This window comes from Pseudomonas sp. GM78, assembly GCF_000282475.1.
Classification (GTDB): Bacteria; Pseudomonadota; Gammaproteobacteria; order Pseudomonadales; family Pseudomonadaceae; genus Aquipseudomonas.
This window is the reverse complement of record NZ_AKJF01000064.1, coordinates 18,422-33,790: the sequence shown is the minus strand read 5'-3', so window position 1 is coordinate 33,790 and position 15,369 is coordinate 18,422. Positions and strand designations below refer to the sequence as shown.

Annotated in this window: 12 protein-coding genes; 4 read left to right on the top strand and 8 right to left on the bottom strand. The window is 61.9% G+C overall.

Annotation, left to right across the window (positions count from 1 at the left end; all coding sequences use genetic code 11):
- Window positions 1-6: 6 nt before the first annotated feature.
- Entirely contained in the window at window positions 7-645 is a 639-nt protein-coding gene (locus PMI35_RS22720) for a LexA family protein (RefSeq protein WP_008057206.1), read from the top strand.
- 39 nt (window positions 646-684) lie between these two features.
- Here the strand turns inward: PMI35_RS22720 and PMI35_RS22725 are convergent, their stop codons facing one another.
- The 4 genes from PMI35_RS22725 to PMI35_RS22740 all read right to left on the bottom strand — a co-directional run bounded on the left by PMI35_RS22725 (window position 685) and on the right by PMI35_RS22740 (window position 6,365).
- Window positions 685-2,640, bottom strand: coding sequence for an acetyl/propionyl/methylcrotonyl-CoA carboxylase subunit alpha (locus PMI35_RS22725; RefSeq protein ID WP_008057204.1), 1,956 nt, complete (start codon window positions 2,638-2,640; stop codon window positions 685-687).
- Entirely contained in the window at window positions 2,640-3,455 is an 816-nt protein-coding gene (locus tag PMI35_RS22730; RefSeq protein WP_008057202.1) for a gamma-carboxygeranoyl-CoA hydratase, read from the bottom strand. Before PMI35_RS22730 ends, PMI35_RS22725 begins: the two co-directional genes overlap by 1 nt.
- Window positions 3,456-3,581: 126 nt before the next feature.
- Entirely contained in the window at window positions 3,582-5,189 is a 1,608-nt protein-coding gene (locus PMI35_RS22735) for a carboxyl transferase domain-containing protein (RefSeq protein WP_008057200.1), read from the bottom strand.
- Between the two features lie 12 nt (window positions 5,190-5,201).
- On the bottom strand, window positions 5,202-6,365 hold the full coding sequence (locus PMI35_RS22740; protein ID WP_008031893.1) for an isovaleryl-CoA dehydrogenase: 1,164 nt from the start codon (window positions 6,363-6,365) through the stop codon (window positions 5,202-5,204).
- 192 nt (window positions 6,366-6,557) lie between these two features.
- On the opposite strand from PMI35_RS22740, the gene PMI35_RS22745 reads away from it, so the two are divergent.
- Entirely contained in the window at window positions 6,558-8,255 is a 1,698-nt protein-coding gene (locus tag PMI35_RS22745) for an AMP-binding protein (protein ID WP_008057199.1), read from the top strand.
- 682 nt (window positions 8,256-8,937) lie between these two features.
- Here PMI35_RS22745 and PMI35_RS22750 read toward each other — a convergent pair.
- The 3 genes from PMI35_RS22750 to PMI35_RS22760 all read right to left on the bottom strand — a co-directional run bounded on the left by PMI35_RS22750 (window position 8,938) and on the right by PMI35_RS22760 (window position 11,465).
- Window positions 8,938-9,837: a hydroxymethylglutaryl-CoA lyase gene (locus PMI35_RS22750; RefSeq protein ID WP_008057198.1), complete on the bottom strand. Its 900-nt coding sequence runs from the start codon at window positions 9,835-9,837 to the stop codon at window positions 8,938-8,940.
- 146 nt (window positions 9,838-9,983) lie between these two features.
- Window positions 9,984-10,382: a MerR family transcriptional regulator gene (locus tag PMI35_RS22755; RefSeq protein ID WP_008057197.1), complete on the bottom strand. Its 399-nt coding sequence runs from the start codon at window positions 10,380-10,382 to the stop codon at window positions 9,984-9,986.
- Between the two features lie 147 nt (window positions 10,383-10,529).
- Entirely contained in the window at window positions 10,530-11,465 is a 936-nt protein-coding gene (locus tag PMI35_RS22760; protein WP_008057194.1) for a LysR family transcriptional regulator, read from the bottom strand.
- A gap of 154 nt (window positions 11,466-11,619) precedes the next feature.
- On the opposite strand from PMI35_RS22760, the gene PMI35_RS22765 reads away from it, so the two are divergent.
- Window positions 11,620-12,849, top strand: a complete 1,230-nt coding sequence (locus tag PMI35_RS22765) for an acyl-CoA dehydrogenase (RefSeq protein WP_008057192.1) — start codon at window positions 11,620-11,622, stop codon at window positions 12,847-12,849.
- Window positions 12,850-12,887: 38 nt separating this feature from the next.
- Here the strand turns inward: PMI35_RS22765 and PMI35_RS22770 are convergent, their stop codons facing one another.
- Window positions 12,888-13,694: a TatD family hydrolase gene (locus PMI35_RS22770; RefSeq protein ID WP_008057188.1), complete on the bottom strand. Its 807-nt coding sequence runs from the start codon at window positions 13,692-13,694 to the stop codon at window positions 12,888-12,890.
- Between the two features lie 236 nt (window positions 13,695-13,930).
- On the opposite strand from PMI35_RS22770, the gene PMI35_RS22775 reads away from it, so the two are divergent.
- On the top strand, window positions 13,931-15,352 hold the full coding sequence (locus tag PMI35_RS22775) for a transglycosylase SLT domain-containing protein (protein WP_008057186.1): 1,422 nt from the start codon (window positions 13,931-13,933) through the stop codon (window positions 15,350-15,352).
- The last annotated feature ends 17 nt before the right edge of the window (window positions 15,353-15,369 follow it).

Sequence of the window (15,369 nt, the reverse complement as noted above, 5' to 3'; positions counted from 1 at the left end):
CCGCACATGGATAAATGGATAGCGTTGGTCAAGTCCAAGATGAGTGAGCTCAAGATCACTCAGGAAATACTCGCCGACCGCCTCGGGATGTCCCAGGGTGGTATCGGGCATTGGCTGACAAAACGCCGTCAGCCCGGCATCGATGACATGAATCGGGTGCTGCAGGCCCTGGGCCTGGATTTCCTCGAAGTGGCGCTGGTGATTCGCGAGCCGGCGCAGGAACAGGACGACGAGGTTTGCCTGACGCAAAAGTACAACCCGTACTTTCGCTACCCGGTCAGTGACTGGCGGGACACCGCGCAGGTGCGCGATGGAGAGCGGGCGCCGTACCGCTTCGAACTGTCGGACTACCATGCCCGAGGCGCGGCGTTCTGGCTGACGGTGGTTGGCGATGCCATGACCGCACCCAGCGGCCCCAGCGTTGCCGAGGGCATGTTGATCCTGGTGGACCCGGACGTGGACGCGGTGCCGGGCAAGCTGGTGATCGCGCAATGGCCCGACAGCAGCGAAGCGATTTTCCGCAAGTTGAGCGAAGAGGGCGGGCAGCGTTACCTGGTCCCGCTCAATCCGACCTATCCGAAAAGCCTGTTCACCGATGAGTGCCGAATCATCGGCGTGGTAGTCCAGGCGACCGTCAAGTTCTAGCCAGGCCGGCCCGCGCCATGCGCGGGACCGGCCTGCCTGTCAGGCTTCTTCCAGTTCGACCAGTGCACTGCCTTCGCCGACCATCTCGCCTTCCTGGCAATACAGCGCCTTGATCACGCCGGCGTGGGGTGCGCGGATGCTGTGCTCCATCTTCATGGCCTCCAGGACTACCAGTTGTGCCCCGGCCTCGACCGTTTGCCCGGCCTCCACCAGCACCCGCACGATACTGCCGTTCATGGGGGCGGTGAGCCCGCCGTGATGGGCGTGGCTGGCTTCAACGGCGGTGATCGGGTCGTAGGTCTCGATGCGCCGCAGTTCGCCTTCCCATTGCAGGTAGACAAAATCGCCACGGCGGATTGCCCGGTGCTGGCGACGCACACCCTCGTGCTCGGTCAGCAAATACTCGCCTGTGAGTCGAGCGCTGTGGGACTGGGGGTTGCCCAGCGTCAACGCGCGGTCCTGGCCCTCGCAACTCAGGTGCAGGGTGATTTGCGCGGGCAAGCCGGCGCGCAGGCCGTTGCCGATGGCCCATGGCGAGCTCGGGTCATCGCTACGCGACGGGCTGTGCAGGCTCTGGGCGAAGGCCTGGGCGGCGGCTTGCCAGAACTCGTCGCTGAGCGCCACAGGCTGTGGCAGCAGCTGTTCCTGGTAACGGGGAATGAACCCGGTATCGAGCTCGGCCTGGGCAAACGCCGGATGGCCGATGATGCGCCGCAGGAAACTGATGTTGGTCTTGAGCCCGCCAATGGCGAATTCATCGAGCATGGCCAGCAGGCGCAGGCGCGCCTGTTCGCGGTCCTCGCCCCAGGCAATCAGCTTGCCGAGCATCGGGTCGTAGAAGGGCGAAATCTCATCGCCTTCCTCGACGCCGCTGTCCACGCGGCGACCCGCACCCGGCGCGGATTCGCGATACAGCTCCAGGCGACCGGTCGCCGGCAGGAAGTCGTTACTCGGGTCTTCGGCATAGAGCCGCACTTCAATCGCGTGGCCGTTCAGCGGCACCTGGTCCTGGGTCATCGGCAAGGCTTCGCCGCGGGCCACGCGGATCTGCCAGGCCACCAGGTCGAGGCCGGTGATGGCTTCGGTCACCGGGTGTTCGACCTGCAGGCGCGTGTTCATCTCCATGAAGAAGAACTCGCCGCGGGCATCCAGCAGGAATTCCACGGTGCCGGCACCGACGTAACCGATGGCCTGTGCCGAACGCACGGCCGCTTCGCCCATGGCGCGGCGCAGTTCAGGGCTCAGGCCGGGCGCTGGCGCTTCTTCGACGACTTTCTGGTGCCGACGCTGAATCGAGCAGTCGCGCTCGTTGAGGTACAGGCAGTTGCCGTGTTGATCGGCGAACACCTGGATCTCCACGTGGCGGGGTTTGAGCAGGTACTTCTCAACCAGCATCCGCGAATCGCCGAACGACGATTGTGCTTCGCGCTGCGCCGAGGCCAGGGCTTCGGCCAGTTGGCTGACGTCCTCGACCACTTTCATGCCCTTGCCGCCGCCACCGGCCGTGGCCTTGAGCAGCACCGGGTAGCCGATGCGTTCGCAGGCATCGCGGAAGGTCTCGAGGTCCTGGGCTTCACCGTGATAGCCCGGTACCAACGGCACGCCGGCGGTTTCCATCAAGGCCTTGGCCGCGGACTTGCTGCCCATGGCGTCGATGGCCGAGGCGGGCGGACCGAGGAAGATCAGGCCGGCGGCTTCGATGGCGCGGGCGAACCCGGCGTTTTCGGAGAGGAAACCGTAGCCGGGATGGATCGCCTGGGCACCGCTGGCCTTGGCGGCAGCGATCAGCTTGTCGATTTGCAGGTAACTGTCGGCGGCCTTGCTGCCGCCGAGGTCGACACGGATATCGGCTTCGCGGCTGTGCCGGGCATCGCGGTCGGTGGCGCTGTGGACGGCCACGGTGGTCAGGCCCAGGGCCTTGGCGGTGCGCATCACCCGGCAGGCGATTTCGCCGCGGTTGGCCACCAGCAGGGTAGTGAGGACAGGTGCGCTCATCAACGCGGCTCCTTGGTGGTGGTTGCGGCTTGCCAGCTCGGCGGACGTTTTTGCAGAAAGGCGCGCAGGCCTTCCTGGCCTTCGGGACTGACGCGGATGCGGGCGATGGCGTTCTCGGTGTAGCGACGCAGGGACGGGGTCAGCGTGCCGTCGCCGACTTCACGCAGCAAGTCCTTGCTGGCGCGCATGGCGGCCGGGCTGTTGAGCAGCAGGTTGTCGATCCATTGCTCGATTTTCTGTTCCAGCTCGGCCGTCGGGTAACTCTCCGACAACAGGCCGAGTTCCCGGGCCCGTTGCCCGCCGAAACGCTCGGCGGTCAAGGCATAACGTCGCGTGGCGCGCTCGCCCATGGCTTGCACCACGAACGGGCTGATTACGGCCGGCGCCAGGCCGATACGCACTTCCGACAGGCAGAACTGCGCGTCATCGGCGCCGATGGCCATGTCACAGCAACTGATCAGGCCCAGGGCACCGCCAAACGCCGCGCCTTGCACCACGGCCAGGGTCGGGATTTTCAGCTTGGCGAGGTTGTACATCAATTCCGCCAGTTCACGGGCGTCGTCGAGGTTGGTGGCGTAATCGAGTTCGGCCGATTGCTGCATCCAGGCCAGGTCGGCGCCCGCGCTGAAGTGCTTGCCGCGGCCACGTACCAGCAGGAAACGCAGGTTCGCATCACTCGCTACCTTGTCCAGGGCGAGGATCAGTTCGCGGATCATCTGGGCATTGAACGCGTTGTTCTTTTCTTCACGGCTGAGCCACAGCGTGGCAAAGCCACGGGGGTCGGTCAGCAGTTCGAGGGTGTTGAAGTCGCTCATATTCATCCGTCTCCACAACTCTGTCCTTGTAGGAGCGAGGCTTGCCCGCGAAGGAAGCACCGCGGTGTCCCTGTTGCACCGCGTTATGCCTGTTCGCGGGCAAGCCTCGCTCCTACAGGTTCGAGATCACATCCGGAACACGCCGAAGCGGCTCGGTTCGATTGGCGCGTTCAACGACGCGGACAAGGCCAGTCCCAGGACATCGCGGGTCTGGGCCGGGTCGATGACGCCGTCATCCCACAAGCGAGCGCTGGAGTAGTAAGGGTGGCCCTGCTCTTCATACTGGTCGAGGATCGGTTGCTTGATCTCGGCTTCCTGCTCGGCGCTGAAAACCTGGCCACCGCGCTCGGCCTGCTCGCGCTTGACCTGCACCAGCACGCCGGCCGCCTGTTCGGCACCCATCACGCCAATGCGCGCGTTCGGCCACATCCACAGGAAGCGCGGATCGTAGGCCCGGCCACACATGCCGTAGTTGCCTGCACCGAAACTACCGCCAATGATCACGGTGAACTTCGGCACCTTGGCGCAGGCCACGGCGGTCACCAGTTTCGCGCCGTGCTTGGCGATGCCGCCGGCTTCGTATTTCTGGCCGACCATGAAGCCGGTGATGTTCTGCAGGAACAGCAGCGGGATGCCGCGCTGACAGGCCAGCTCGATGAAGTGCGCGCCTTTCTGTGCAGCTTCGGCGAACAGGATGCCGTTGTTGGCGAGGATGGCGATCGGGTAACCGTGCAGGTAAGCAAATCCGCACACCAGCGTAGTCCCGAACAAGGCCTTGAACTCGTCGAACACCGAACCGTCCACCAGTCGCGCGATGACTTCGCGCACGTCGAACGGTTGCTTGGCATCGGCCGGCACGACACCGTACAGCTCGTCGCTGGCATAGAGCGGGGCGATCGGCGTGCGTTGCTGCACTTCACCGAGCTTGCGCCAGTTGAGATTGGCGACGCTGCGGCGGGCGATGGCCAGGGCATGTTCATCGCTCTCGGCGTAATGGTCGGCCACACCGGAAATCTTGCAGTGCACATCGGCCCCGCCCAGGTCTTCGGCGCTGACCACTTCGCCCGTGGCGGCTTTCACCAGCGGTGGGCCGGCGAGGAAGATGGTCGCTTGCTCGCGCACCATGATGGCCTCGTCGGCCATGGCCGGCACGTAGGCGCCGCCCGCAGTGCAAGAGCCCATGACCACGGCGATCTGCGGGATGCCCTGGGCGCTCATGTTGGCCTGGTTGAAGAAGATCCGCCCGAAGTGCTCACGGTCCGGAAACACTTCATCCTGGCGCGGCAGGTTGGCGCCGCCGGAATCCACCAGGTAGATACACGGCAGGCGGTTCTGCTGGGCGATGGTCTGGGCGCGCAGGTGCTTTTTCACGGTCAGCGGGTAGTACGAGCCACCTTTCACCGTGGCATCGTTGGCGACGATCATGCACTCGACGCCTTCCACGCGGCCGATCCCGGCAATCACGCCAGCGGCGGGAACGTCTTCGCCGTACACCTCGTAGGCCGCCAGCTGGCTGATCTCCAGAAACGGCGAACCCGGGTCGAGCAGACGATTGATACGCTCGCGGGGCAGCAGTTTGCCCCGGGAGGTGTGGCGTTCTTGGGCTTTCGGGCCGCCACCTTGTGCCACTTGGGCCAGCAGGGTGTGCAGGGCGTCGACCTGTTTGAGCATCGCCGCGCTGTTGGTCGCGAACTCCGCCGAGCGGGGGTTGAGCTGGGTATGCAGGATAGCCATGGACAGCTCCGTTTAGCGGGTTTCGTTGAACAGTTCGCGGCCGATCAGCATGCGACGGATTTCACTGGTGCCCGCGCCGATTTCGTACAGCTTGGCGTCACGCAGCAGGCGACCGGCCGGGAACTCGTTGATGTAGCCATTGCCACCGAGAATCTGGATCGCGTCGAGGGCCATTTGCGTGGCGCGCTCGGCGCTGTAGAGGATCACGCCGGCGGCGTCCTTGCGCGTGGTTTCGCCGCGCTCGCAGGCCTGGGCCACGGCATACAGATAGGCACGGCTGGCATTGAGCTGGGTGTACATGTCGGCGACCTTGCCCTGGATCAGCTGGAACTCGCCGATGCTCTGGCCGAACTGCTTGCGGTCGTGGATGTACGGCACGATCAGGTCCATGCAGGCCTGCATGATCCCGGTCGGGCCGCCGGAGAGGACGACGCGCTCGTAGTCGAGGCCGCTCATCAGCACCTTCACGCCGCCGTTGAGCACGCCGAGGATGTTCTCTTCTGGCACTTCCACGTCATCGAAGAACAGCTCGCAGGTGTTCGAGCCGCGCATGCCGAGCTTGTCGAACTTGTTGCTGCGGCTGAAGCCTTTCCAGTCGCGCTCGACGATGAAGGCGGTGATGCCGTGGGGGCCTTTTTCCAGGTCGGTCTTGGCGTAGATCACGTAGGTGTTGGCATCCGGACCGTTGGTGATCCAGGTCTTGCTGCCGTTGAGCACGTAGTGATCGCCGCGTTTGTCGGCACGCAACTTCATCGAGACCACGTCGGAACCGGCGTTCGGCTCACTCATGGCCAGGGCGCCGATGTGTTCGCCGCTGATCAGCTTCGGCAGGTATTTGGATTTCTGTTCGTGGTTGCCATTGCGGTTGATCTGGTTGACGCAGAGGTTGGAGTGCGCGCCATAGGACAGGGCCACAGAGGCCGAGCCACGGCTGATTTCTTCCATCGCGACCACGTGCGCCAGGTAACCCAGGCCGGCACCGCCGTACTCTTCCGGCACGGTAATGCCCAGCAGGCCCATGTCGCCGAATTTGCGCCACAGGTCAGCGGGGAACAGGTTGTCGATGTCGATCTGGGCGGCGCGCGGGGCGATCTCCTTGGCGACGAAGGACTGAACCTGATCGCGCAGCATGTCGATGGTTTCACCGAGGGCAAAGTTCAGGGATGGGTAGCTCATGGGTCACCTTTTGGCTTTTTTGTTGGGCGGAGAGGGCAATGGTTCGGCTCTCACCTTTACGTTAACGTAAACCTGTGACGAAAGGCTGTCAATCGCCCTTTACGTTAACGTCAACTTGAGCGAGAGTAGAGGCAGTTCAAGATAGAACGCGAAAGCGTCGGTAGCCCATCAATAAAGACAATAGGGGTCGTCATGGATCAACCCAGTGCAAGCCCGCAACGCAGTTACACCCGTGGTTCCCAGGACAAAGCCTTGCTGGCGATGACCATCGGCCAGGCCTTCGACAATACGGTCGCGCAGTACCCGGCCGGGGAGGCGCTGGTGGTGCGCCATCAACAGCTGCGCTACACCTGGCGGCAGCTGGCGGATGCAGTAGACCTGCAGGCCCGGGCACTATTGGCGCTGGGCCTGCAGGCCGGCGACCGCCTCGGAATCTGGGCGCCAAACTGTGCTCAATGGTGCATTACACAGGTCGCGACCGCGAAGATCGGCGTGATCCTGGTCAACATCAACCCGGCCTATCGCAGTTCCGAACTCGAATACGTGTTGAAGCAGTCCGGCTGCCAATGGCTGGTCAGCGCCGGCGCTTTCAAGACCTCCGACTATCACGCCATGCTGCAGGGCCTGGTGCCGGAACTGGCAGAGCAATCCGTCGGCAAACTGCACAGCGAGCGCCTGCCGGAACTGCGCGGGGTGATCAGCCTCGACGCGCAGCCGCCAAAGGGTTTCCTGCCCTGGGCGCAAATGACCGGGCTGGCGGGCAGCGTATCGGTCGAGCAACTGCAGGAGCGGCAGGACAGCCTGCACTTCGATCAGGCGGTGAACATCCAGTACACCTCTGGCACGACCGGCTTCCCCAAGGGCGCAACCCTGAGCCACTACAACATTCTCAATAATGGCTACATGGTCGGCGAAAGCCTGGGCCTGACCGCCGCCGACCGTCTGGTGATCCCGGTGCCGTTGTACCACTGCTTCGGCATGGTCATGGGCAACCTCGGTTGCATCACCCACGGCAGCACCATGATTTACCCCAACGACGCGTTCGATCCGCTGCTGACCCTCAGCACCGTCGCCGAAGAAAAAGCCACCGCACTCTACGGTGTACCGACCATGTTCATCGCCATGCTCGATCAGCCGCAACGCGCCGAATTCGACCTGTCGAGCCTGCGCACCGGCATCATGGCCGGGGCGACTTGCCCGATCGAGGTGATGCGTCGCGTCATCAATGAAATGCACATGAGCGAAGTGCAGATTGCCTACGGCATGACGGAAACCAGCCCGGTGTCGTTGCAGACCGGTCCCTCGGACGACCTGGAGTTGCGCGTGACCACCGTCGGCCGTACCCAGCCGCAGCTGGAAAGCAAGATCATCGACGAAGCGGGCAACCCGGTGCCTCGTGGCACCATCGGTGAGCTTTGTACGCGCGGTTACAGTGTGATGCTCGGTTACTGGAATAACCCGCAAGGCACGGCGGAGGCCATCGATCAGGCGGGCTGGATGCACACCGGTGACCTGGCCAGCATGAATGACGAGGGTTACGTGTGCATTGCCGGGCGCAACAAGGACATGATCATCCGCGGCGGCGAGAACATTTATCCACGCGAACTGGAAGAGTTCTTCTTCACCCACCCGGCGGTGGCCGACGTGCAGGTGATCGGCATTCCTTGCTCGCGTTATGGCGAGGAGATCGTTGCCTGGATCAAGTTCCACCCCGGCCATAGTGCCACCGAGCAGGAGCTGCAAGCCTGGTGCAAGGAGCGCATCGCGCACTTCAAGACACCACGTTACTTCAAGTTCGTGGAAGAGTTTCCAATGACCGTGACTGGCAAGATCCAGAAATTCAGGATGCGCGAGATCAGCATCGAGGAGCTGCGTAGCAAGCAGGGTTAGTGATTAACCCTGTGGGAGCGGGCTTGCCCGCGATGACGGCAGCACAACCGATATATTTGTCGGCTGACCCACCGCCATCGCGGGCAAGCCCGCTCCCACAGAATGATGTGGTGGAAACACAAATGCCAGACAGCACAAAGGGGAGCCGAAGCTCCCCTTTAATTTTCGTTGCGCGTGCTCTTTTTTTATTATTGAGGGGCGGTCTGTTGTTGTTTTTGGTGACCGTGGCCCTTTACCGCTGTTTTTGTCGATCCCCATCCGGGATCAAGAGCAAACGTATTTTTTTGAGCGCTGATCTACTTTTTCGCTGAGCGATCCAACCAGTTCTGGAGCTACCTGAAGGTAGTTTTATTGTTCTCTGTCCGGTTGCGGGTAACTCCGAAAAGCACCCTGAAAAGCACATCCTCTCCAAAAAAATCTGTTAGCTGCGTCTCTGCCGTGTTGTTTTTGTTATGTCAGAGTCGTTACGTCTTGTTTTTATTGGGTTTGCCGCAATTTTTTTATTCTTGTTATGCGATAGATATAGCAGAAGCCGTGCCAACTTTTAAAAATCCTTAAAAAACAAGCACTTATGTTTTTGTAGGGTTTTCTGCCTCAGGGAAAACCCTATTTTTTGTTTCCGTGTTACTCGCTTCCGCCCACTTTTCCGCGGCAGCGGTAACACCCCGACACATCCGCACACTCAGTGTGCGCTACGCGCCTTCGCCACACGGGAGCCAGTGGGGCGTCCCAGCACGCTACAAATTTGCTGGCCGGCCTGGATCAGCGCATCCAGGTCGATTCCGGTTTCGATCCCGAGGCCGTTGAGCAGGTAGACCACGTCCTCGGTGGCGACGTTGCCACTGGCGCCCTTGGCGTAAGGGCAGCCACCGAGACCGGCGATAGAGCTGTCGAACACCGAGATACCTTCCAGCAGGCTGGCGTAGATGTTGGCCATGGCCTGGCCGTAGGTGTCGTGGAAGTGCCCGGCCAGTTTTTCCCGTGGTACATCAGCCGAGACCACCTCGAACATCTTGCGCGTGGCGCCAGCGGTGCCGGTGCCGATGGTGTCGCCCAGCGACACCTCGTAGCAGCCCATGGCATAAAGCTCCCGTGCGACCCGGGCGACTTGCTGGGGGGCGACGTCACCTTCATAGGGGCAGCCCAGCACACAGGACACGTAGCCGCGCACGCTGACGCCATGCTGTTTGGCAGCTTCCATGATGGGCACGAAGCGCTCCAGGCTTTCGCTGATCGAGCAGTTGATATTGCGCTGGGAAAACGCTTCCGACGCCGCGGCGAACACTGCGACTTCCTTGACGCCGCTGGCCAGGGCATCTTCAAAGCCGCGCAGGTTGGGGGCGAGGGCGCCGTAGGTCACGCCGGGTTTGCGCTGGATCTGCGCGAACACCTCGGCAGAGCCCGCCATCTGCGGCACCCACTTGGGCGAAACGAAACTGCCGACTTCTATATAGCCAAGGCCCGCCGCCGTCAGTGCATCGACCAGTTGCACCTTGTCGGCGACGCTGATGGGTTGGGCTTCATTTTGCAGCCCGTCGCGGGGGCCGACTTCGACAATGCGTACGTGGGTGGGGAGGGACATGGGATTCGACCTGTGCTGATTGTCTGAATACGCTGAGAACCCTGTGGGAGCGAGCCTGCTCGCGATGGCGCCGGGTCAATCGACCTCAGTTTGAATGTGCTACCGCCATCGCGAGCAGGCTCGCTCCCACAGGGGATTGTGTAGATCTACTGAATCTGTTGGTTCTTGATGGTTTGTTCCAGCGCCTGAACACAGCGCTCTTCAGCCGTATCAAGCTCCAGTTTCATCTGTTCTATGTCCAGCATCTGCTGTTCCAGCTGTTCCCGGCGCTCGCTGATTTTCGCCAGCATGCTGTGCAGTTGCTTGGTGTTACCGCTGGAGGGATCGTAGAGCTCAATCAGCTCGCGGCACTCGGCCAGGGAAAAGCCGATGCGCTTACCCCGCAGGATCAGCTTCAGGCTGACCTTGTCGCGGGGTGAGTAGATGCGTTCCTGGCCACGCCGCTCGGGGCTGAGCAGGCCTTGTTCTTCGTAGAAGCGAATGGCCCGGGTGGTGATGTCGAGCTCGCGGGCGAGGTCGGAAATGCTGTAGGTCTGGCTGCTCATGGGCGCGCTCGCAAAGGGTCATGGCGCTAAGCTAATGGCAGGTTGACGTATACGTCAAGCAAGAAAAGATCGCAGCCTGCGGCAGCTCCTACATGGGTACGCATTCAACCTGTAGGAGCTGCCGCAGGCTGCGATCTTTTGATCTTTTCAAACCAATTGCTTGTCCAGCTTCTTCTCCTGCGCCGTCACCTGCTGGCACAACTCGATCATCTGCTCGCGCATCCAGCGGTTCGCCGGGTCCTGGTCGGTGCTTTCGTGCCAGTAGAGGTGGGTTTCCACCGGCGGCACATCGTTGACCGGCAGATAAAAGGCGTGCAAATCGTTGCGACGGGCGAAGCGTTCCGGCACGGTCATGACCATGTCGGTCTGCTGCAGCACTTGCGAGGCCATCAGGTAGTGCTGGGAGCGCAGGGCAATCTTGCGCTGGATGCCCATTTTGCCCAGGGCCAGGTCGACATAGCCCAGGCCGCTGCGACGGCTGGAAATGTGGATGTGGGTCAGGCCCAGATAATCATCGAGGGTGAGTTTTTCCTTGCCCGCCAGCGGGTGCCCCTTGCGCATGGCGCACACGTAACGGTCTTCCATCAATTTGACGTGGCGCACCTGCGGGTCGGTGTTGAGTGGTGCATCCACGGCGAAGTCGAGTCGGCCCGCGGCCAGCTCCTTGGTGGTCTCGCGGCGCTTGGACAAAAAACTTTCGATGATCACCGTCGGCGCAAGGCGGCGCAGGCGCTGGAACAGCGGCGGCAGGATCACCGCTTCAGTGAGGTCGGTCATGCTGATGCGGTAGGTCTTGACCGCCTGCAATGGATTGAAGATGCGGCTTTCCTGCACCGAAACGCGCAGCAGCGAAAGCGCGTTGCGCACCGGGCCGATGATGTTTTGCGCCATGGGCGTTGGCACCATCCCTTGGGCGGTGCGCACGAACAATGGATCGTTGAAGGTCTCGCGCAGGCGGGCCAGCGCGTTGGACACCGCAGGTTGGGTAATCCCCACAATCTGCCCGGCGCGGGTCAGGTTGGCCTCGGTGTAGATCGCGTCGAAGACGATGAAAAGGTTGAGGTCGACCTTGCTCAGATTCATTACGCGGCTCTCTTGTTTTAGGTGGGCTCGATCAGTCGATCATATATCGGTGATGAATGTTTATACACGCCGAGAATAGGTTAGGTAAATTTTCATGGCTGTTCTAGCATCGATTGCATGACCTAAACAACCTCCCGCAAGAAGGTAGCTGCCCATGGATTTCGCTTATTCGCCCAAGGTGCAAGAACTGCGTGAGCGCGTGACCGCGTTCATGGACACTTATGTTTATCCCGCCGAAGCGGTTTTCGAGCGCCAGGTCGCCGAGGGTGACCGCTGGCAGCCGACCGCGATCATGGAAGAACTCAAACTCAAGGCCAAGGCTGAAGGCCTGTGGAATTTGTTTCTGCCTGAGTCCGAGCTCGGCGCCGGCCTGACCAACCTCGAATACGCTCCGCTGGCGGAAATCATGGGGCGCTCGCTCCTGGGGCCTGAGCCGTTCAACTGCTCGGCACCGGACACCGGCAACATGGAAGTACTGGTGCGCTACGCCAACGAAGAACAGAAACAACGCTGGCTCGAACCCTTGCTGCGTGGCGAGATTCGCTCGGCGTTCGCCATGACCGAGCCGGACGTGGCGTCCTCCGACGCCACCAACATGGCCGCCCGTGCCGTGCGCGACGGTGACGAGTGGGTGATCAACGGCAAGAAATGGTGGACCTCCGGTGCCTGCGATCCGCGCTGCAAGATCCTGATCTTCATGGGCCTGAGCAATCCCGACGCGCCGCGCCATGCGCAGCACTCGATGATTCTGGTGCCGGTGGATACCCCCGGTGTGAAAATCCTGCGTCCGTTGCCGGTGTTCGGTTACGACGACGCGCCCCACGGTCACGCCGAAGTGCTGTTTGAAAATGTTCGGGTGCCCTACGAAAACGTCCTGTTGGGCGAAGGGCGCGGCTTCGAAATTGCTCAGGGTCGTCTGGGCCCGGGGCGGATTCACCACTGCATGCGTTCGATCGGCATGGCAGAGCGTGCGCTGGAACTGATGTGCAAACGCTCGGTGAACCGCACCGCGTTCGGCAAACCCCTGGCGCGCCTGGGCGGTAACATCGACAAGATCGCCGATTCGCGGATGGAGATCGACATGGCTCGCCTGCTGACACTCAAGGCGGCGTACATGATGGACACCGTCGGCAACAAAGTGGCGAAGAGTGAGATCGCACAGATCAAGGTGGTGGCGCCGAACGTGGCCTTGCGCGTGATCGACCGGGCGATCCAGATCCATGGTGGGGCAGGGGTGTCCAACGATTTCCCGCTGGCCTACATGTATGCCATGCAACGCACCCTGCGCCTGGCTGACGGTCCGGATGAAGTGCACCGCGCGGCGATCGGCAAGTTCGAGATCGGCAAGTACGTGCCAAAAGAAATGTTGCGCAGCAGTCACTAAGACGGCATGCGTTGCGCGGGCCCGATCCGGGCCCGCGTTCAATCCACGCTGGGCAACCCGTAGAACGCCCGCGCGCAAGCCGTAGTGTGGGCAGCCAGGTCTTCCTGGCTTTCGCTGCGGTGCAGGGCCACCTCACGTAACACTTCCGTCAGGTACGCCGGCTCGTTGCGCCCGTTTTTTGGTTTGGGGCGCAGGCTGCGCGGCAACAGGTACGGCGCATCGCTCTCCAGCATCAAACGCCCGCGCTTGATCTCCTTGACCAGCGGGTGCAAATGCGTACCCCGGCGCTCATCGCAAATCCAGCCGGTAATGCCGATGTGCAAATCCAGGTCCAGGTAACTGAACAGGTCTTTCTTTTCGCCGGTGAAGCAGTGCACCACGGCGGCTGGCAATTGATCGCGGTAGTCACGGAGGATTTCCAGCAGGCGCTGGCTGGCATCGCGTTCGTGCAGGAACACCGGCATTTGCAGTTCGACCGCCAGCGCCAGGTGTTCCTCGAGGACCTTCTCCTGTTGCGTACGCGGTGAAAAATCGCGGTTGAAATCCAGGCCGCATTCACCCACCGCCACGATGTTCGTTTCCTTCAGCAGGCTGCGCAGGCGACCTGCGCTGTCGGCATTCCAGTCGCTGGCCGCATGGGGATGCACACCGGCGGTGGCGAACAGTCGCTGCGCTGTTTCGTCCAGTTGCTGGCACAACTTGAGCGCCTGCTCGCTGCCCTCGACATTGGTGCCGGTGAGCACCAATTGGCAGACCCCGGCGGCATAGGCGCGGTCCAGCACAGCCTGGTGCTTGTCGGCAAAACTGGGGTTGGTCAGGTTGACGCCAATATCGATGAGTTGCATGGTGCTACCTCGGGCCCAGGGCTGCAAAGCATACCAGAGCGCCGGATTTATAAGAAAAGCCAAGAACTACAACAGGTTATCGCTGTCTCTTAATGCCGCGAAGACGATTGGGTGGTGGCGTTGCCATCATTGTGCCAGTCTTTCGCGCGTTGCCAGCGCTTCAGGGCGCTCTGTTTCTGTCGCTTGATTGCGTGAAGCCATTCATGCGGTCGACCTGAATTCTTTGCGGAGAGTGGATGATTCGTCCCTCGGTTTTGCTACTGCTGTGTTGCTCGCTGCTGCTGCCGATGTCGGCGGTAGCGCGGCTGCCCGGGCCGCTGCAAGCCGTGCCGGCAGCCAAGGTTCGTGACCTGACGGACATCCGCAGCAGTCGCGTGCTGCGCGTACTGGTCAACCAGAGCCGCAACAGCTCCGGCGAAGTCCAGGGCCAGGCCATCGGCGTCGAATACCATCGCTTGCGCGCTTTCGAGCAATACCTCAACGGCCACGCCCGCGACGGCCAGGAAATCACCCTCAAGATCATTCCCCGGGCCAAGGATCAACTGCTCGGCGCGTTGCAGCGCGGGGAGGGCGACCTGGTGGCCCCCGGCGAGTTGCTGGATCTGCAGCCGGGCTTCGCGGTCAGCAGCAGTGAACCGGTTGCCAGTAACATTCCGCTGGTTCTGGTGGGGATCAAGGGCGAGCGTCGCTACACCCGCCTGGAACAACTGTCGGGTAAAACCCTGGCGTTGCCCAACGGCAGCGCCGCCGGTGACGCCATCAGCCAAATCAATCAGAAGCTGGCGCTGCACAAACTGCCGCCCGTGAAGATCGAGTGGGTCGACCCGAGCCTGGCGGTCGAGGACGTGCTGGAGATGGTCCAGGGCGGGATCTTTCACCTGACCATCGTCGAACAACCGATTGCCGAGCGCTGGGGCAAGATCCTGCCGAAATTGCGTGTCGATCGCCAGGTGCTCATCAGCGAGCCAGGCGAAGAGTACTGGTTCGTGCGCCGCGACGCGTCAATGCTGCGGGCCAGCATCGATCGTTTCCTGGCGGGCTATAAAAAGCCGTCGGACCAGGATGCCGCGTTTCTGCGCATCTATCGACGCCAGTACCAGGTTCACTATCCCCTGGCCAAGGCTGACCGCCAGCGTCTGGAAAAGCTGCGGCCGGTGCTGCAAAAGCATGCGAGCGCCCAGGACATGGACTGGCTGAACCTGGCGGCGCTGGCGTTCAAGGAGTCCGGCCTGCAGCCCTCGGCGCGCAGCGGCGGTGCGCCGACCGGGCTGATGCAGATCACACCGTCAGCGGCGCAACGTGTGGGCGTGAGCAACATCCAGGAGCTGGATGCCAACGTGCAGGCCGGGGCCAAGTACCTGGCAATGATTCGCCGCAAGTTCTTCGCCAGCCCCAAGCTCAATGAGCGCGAGCGCATGGCCTTTGTGCTGGCGGCCTACAACATCGGGCCGGAGCGGGTACAGGGGATGCGCGCGGAAGCCCGGCGCCGCGGGCTGAACCCCAACCAGTGGTTTTTTCAGGTTGAGCGCATTGCCATGGAGCAGGTGGGAATGGGACCTGTCAGCTATGTTAATAGCGTGAACAAGTACTACTTGGCGTTCGATCGGGAGCGGGAGTCGTTGGAGCCCCAGGGGCAAAAAGTTGCCCTTCGAAAATGATCGAATAAACTGATTGT

Bases quoted from the DNA above. Each gene is read 5' to 3' on its own strand.
- PMI35_RS22730 (WP_008057202.1), bottom strand. From the start codon at position 3,455: ATGAGCGACTTCAACACCCTCGAACTGCTGACCGACCCCCGTGGCTTT.
- PMI35_RS22760 (WP_008057194.1), bottom strand. From the start codon at position 11,465: ATGAATCTGAGCAAGGTCGACCTCAACCTTTTCATCGTCTTCGACGCG.
- PMI35_RS22755 (WP_008057197.1), bottom strand. From the start codon at position 10,382: ATGAGCAGCCAGACCTACAGCATTTCCGACCTCGCCCGCGAGCTCGAC.
- PMI35_RS22775 (WP_008057186.1), top strand. From the start codon at position 13,931: ATGATTCGTCCCTCGGTTTTGCTACTGCTGTGTTGCTCGCTGCTGCTG.
- PMI35_RS22725 (WP_008057204.1), bottom strand. From the start codon at position 2,640: ATGAGCGCACCTGTCCTCACTACCCTGCTGGTGGCCAACCGCGGCGAA.
- PMI35_RS22720 (WP_008057206.1), top strand. From the start codon at position 7: ATGGATAAATGGATAGCGTTGGTCAAGTCCAAGATGAGTGAGCTCAAG.
- PMI35_RS22770 (WP_008057188.1), bottom strand. From the start codon at position 13,694: ATGCAACTCATCGATATTGGCGTCAACCTGACCAACCCCAGTTTTGCC.
- PMI35_RS22735 (WP_008057200.1), bottom strand. From the start codon at position 5,189: ATGGCTATCCTGCATACCCAGCTCAACCCCCGCTCGGCGGAGTTCGCG.
- PMI35_RS22745 (WP_008057199.1), top strand. From the start codon at position 6,558: ATGGATCAACCCAGTGCAAGCCCGCAACGCAGTTACACCCGTGGTTCC.
- PMI35_RS22750 (WP_008057198.1), bottom strand. From the start codon at position 9,837: ATGTCCCTCCCCACCCACGTACGCATTGTCGAAGTCGGCCCCCGCGAC.
- PMI35_RS22740 (WP_008031893.1), bottom strand. From the start codon at position 6,365: ATGAGCTACCCATCCCTGAACTTTGCCCTCGGTGAAACCATCGACATG.
- PMI35_RS22765 (WP_008057192.1), top strand. From the start codon at position 11,620: ATGGATTTCGCTTATTCGCCCAAGGTGCAAGAACTGCGTGAGCGCGTG.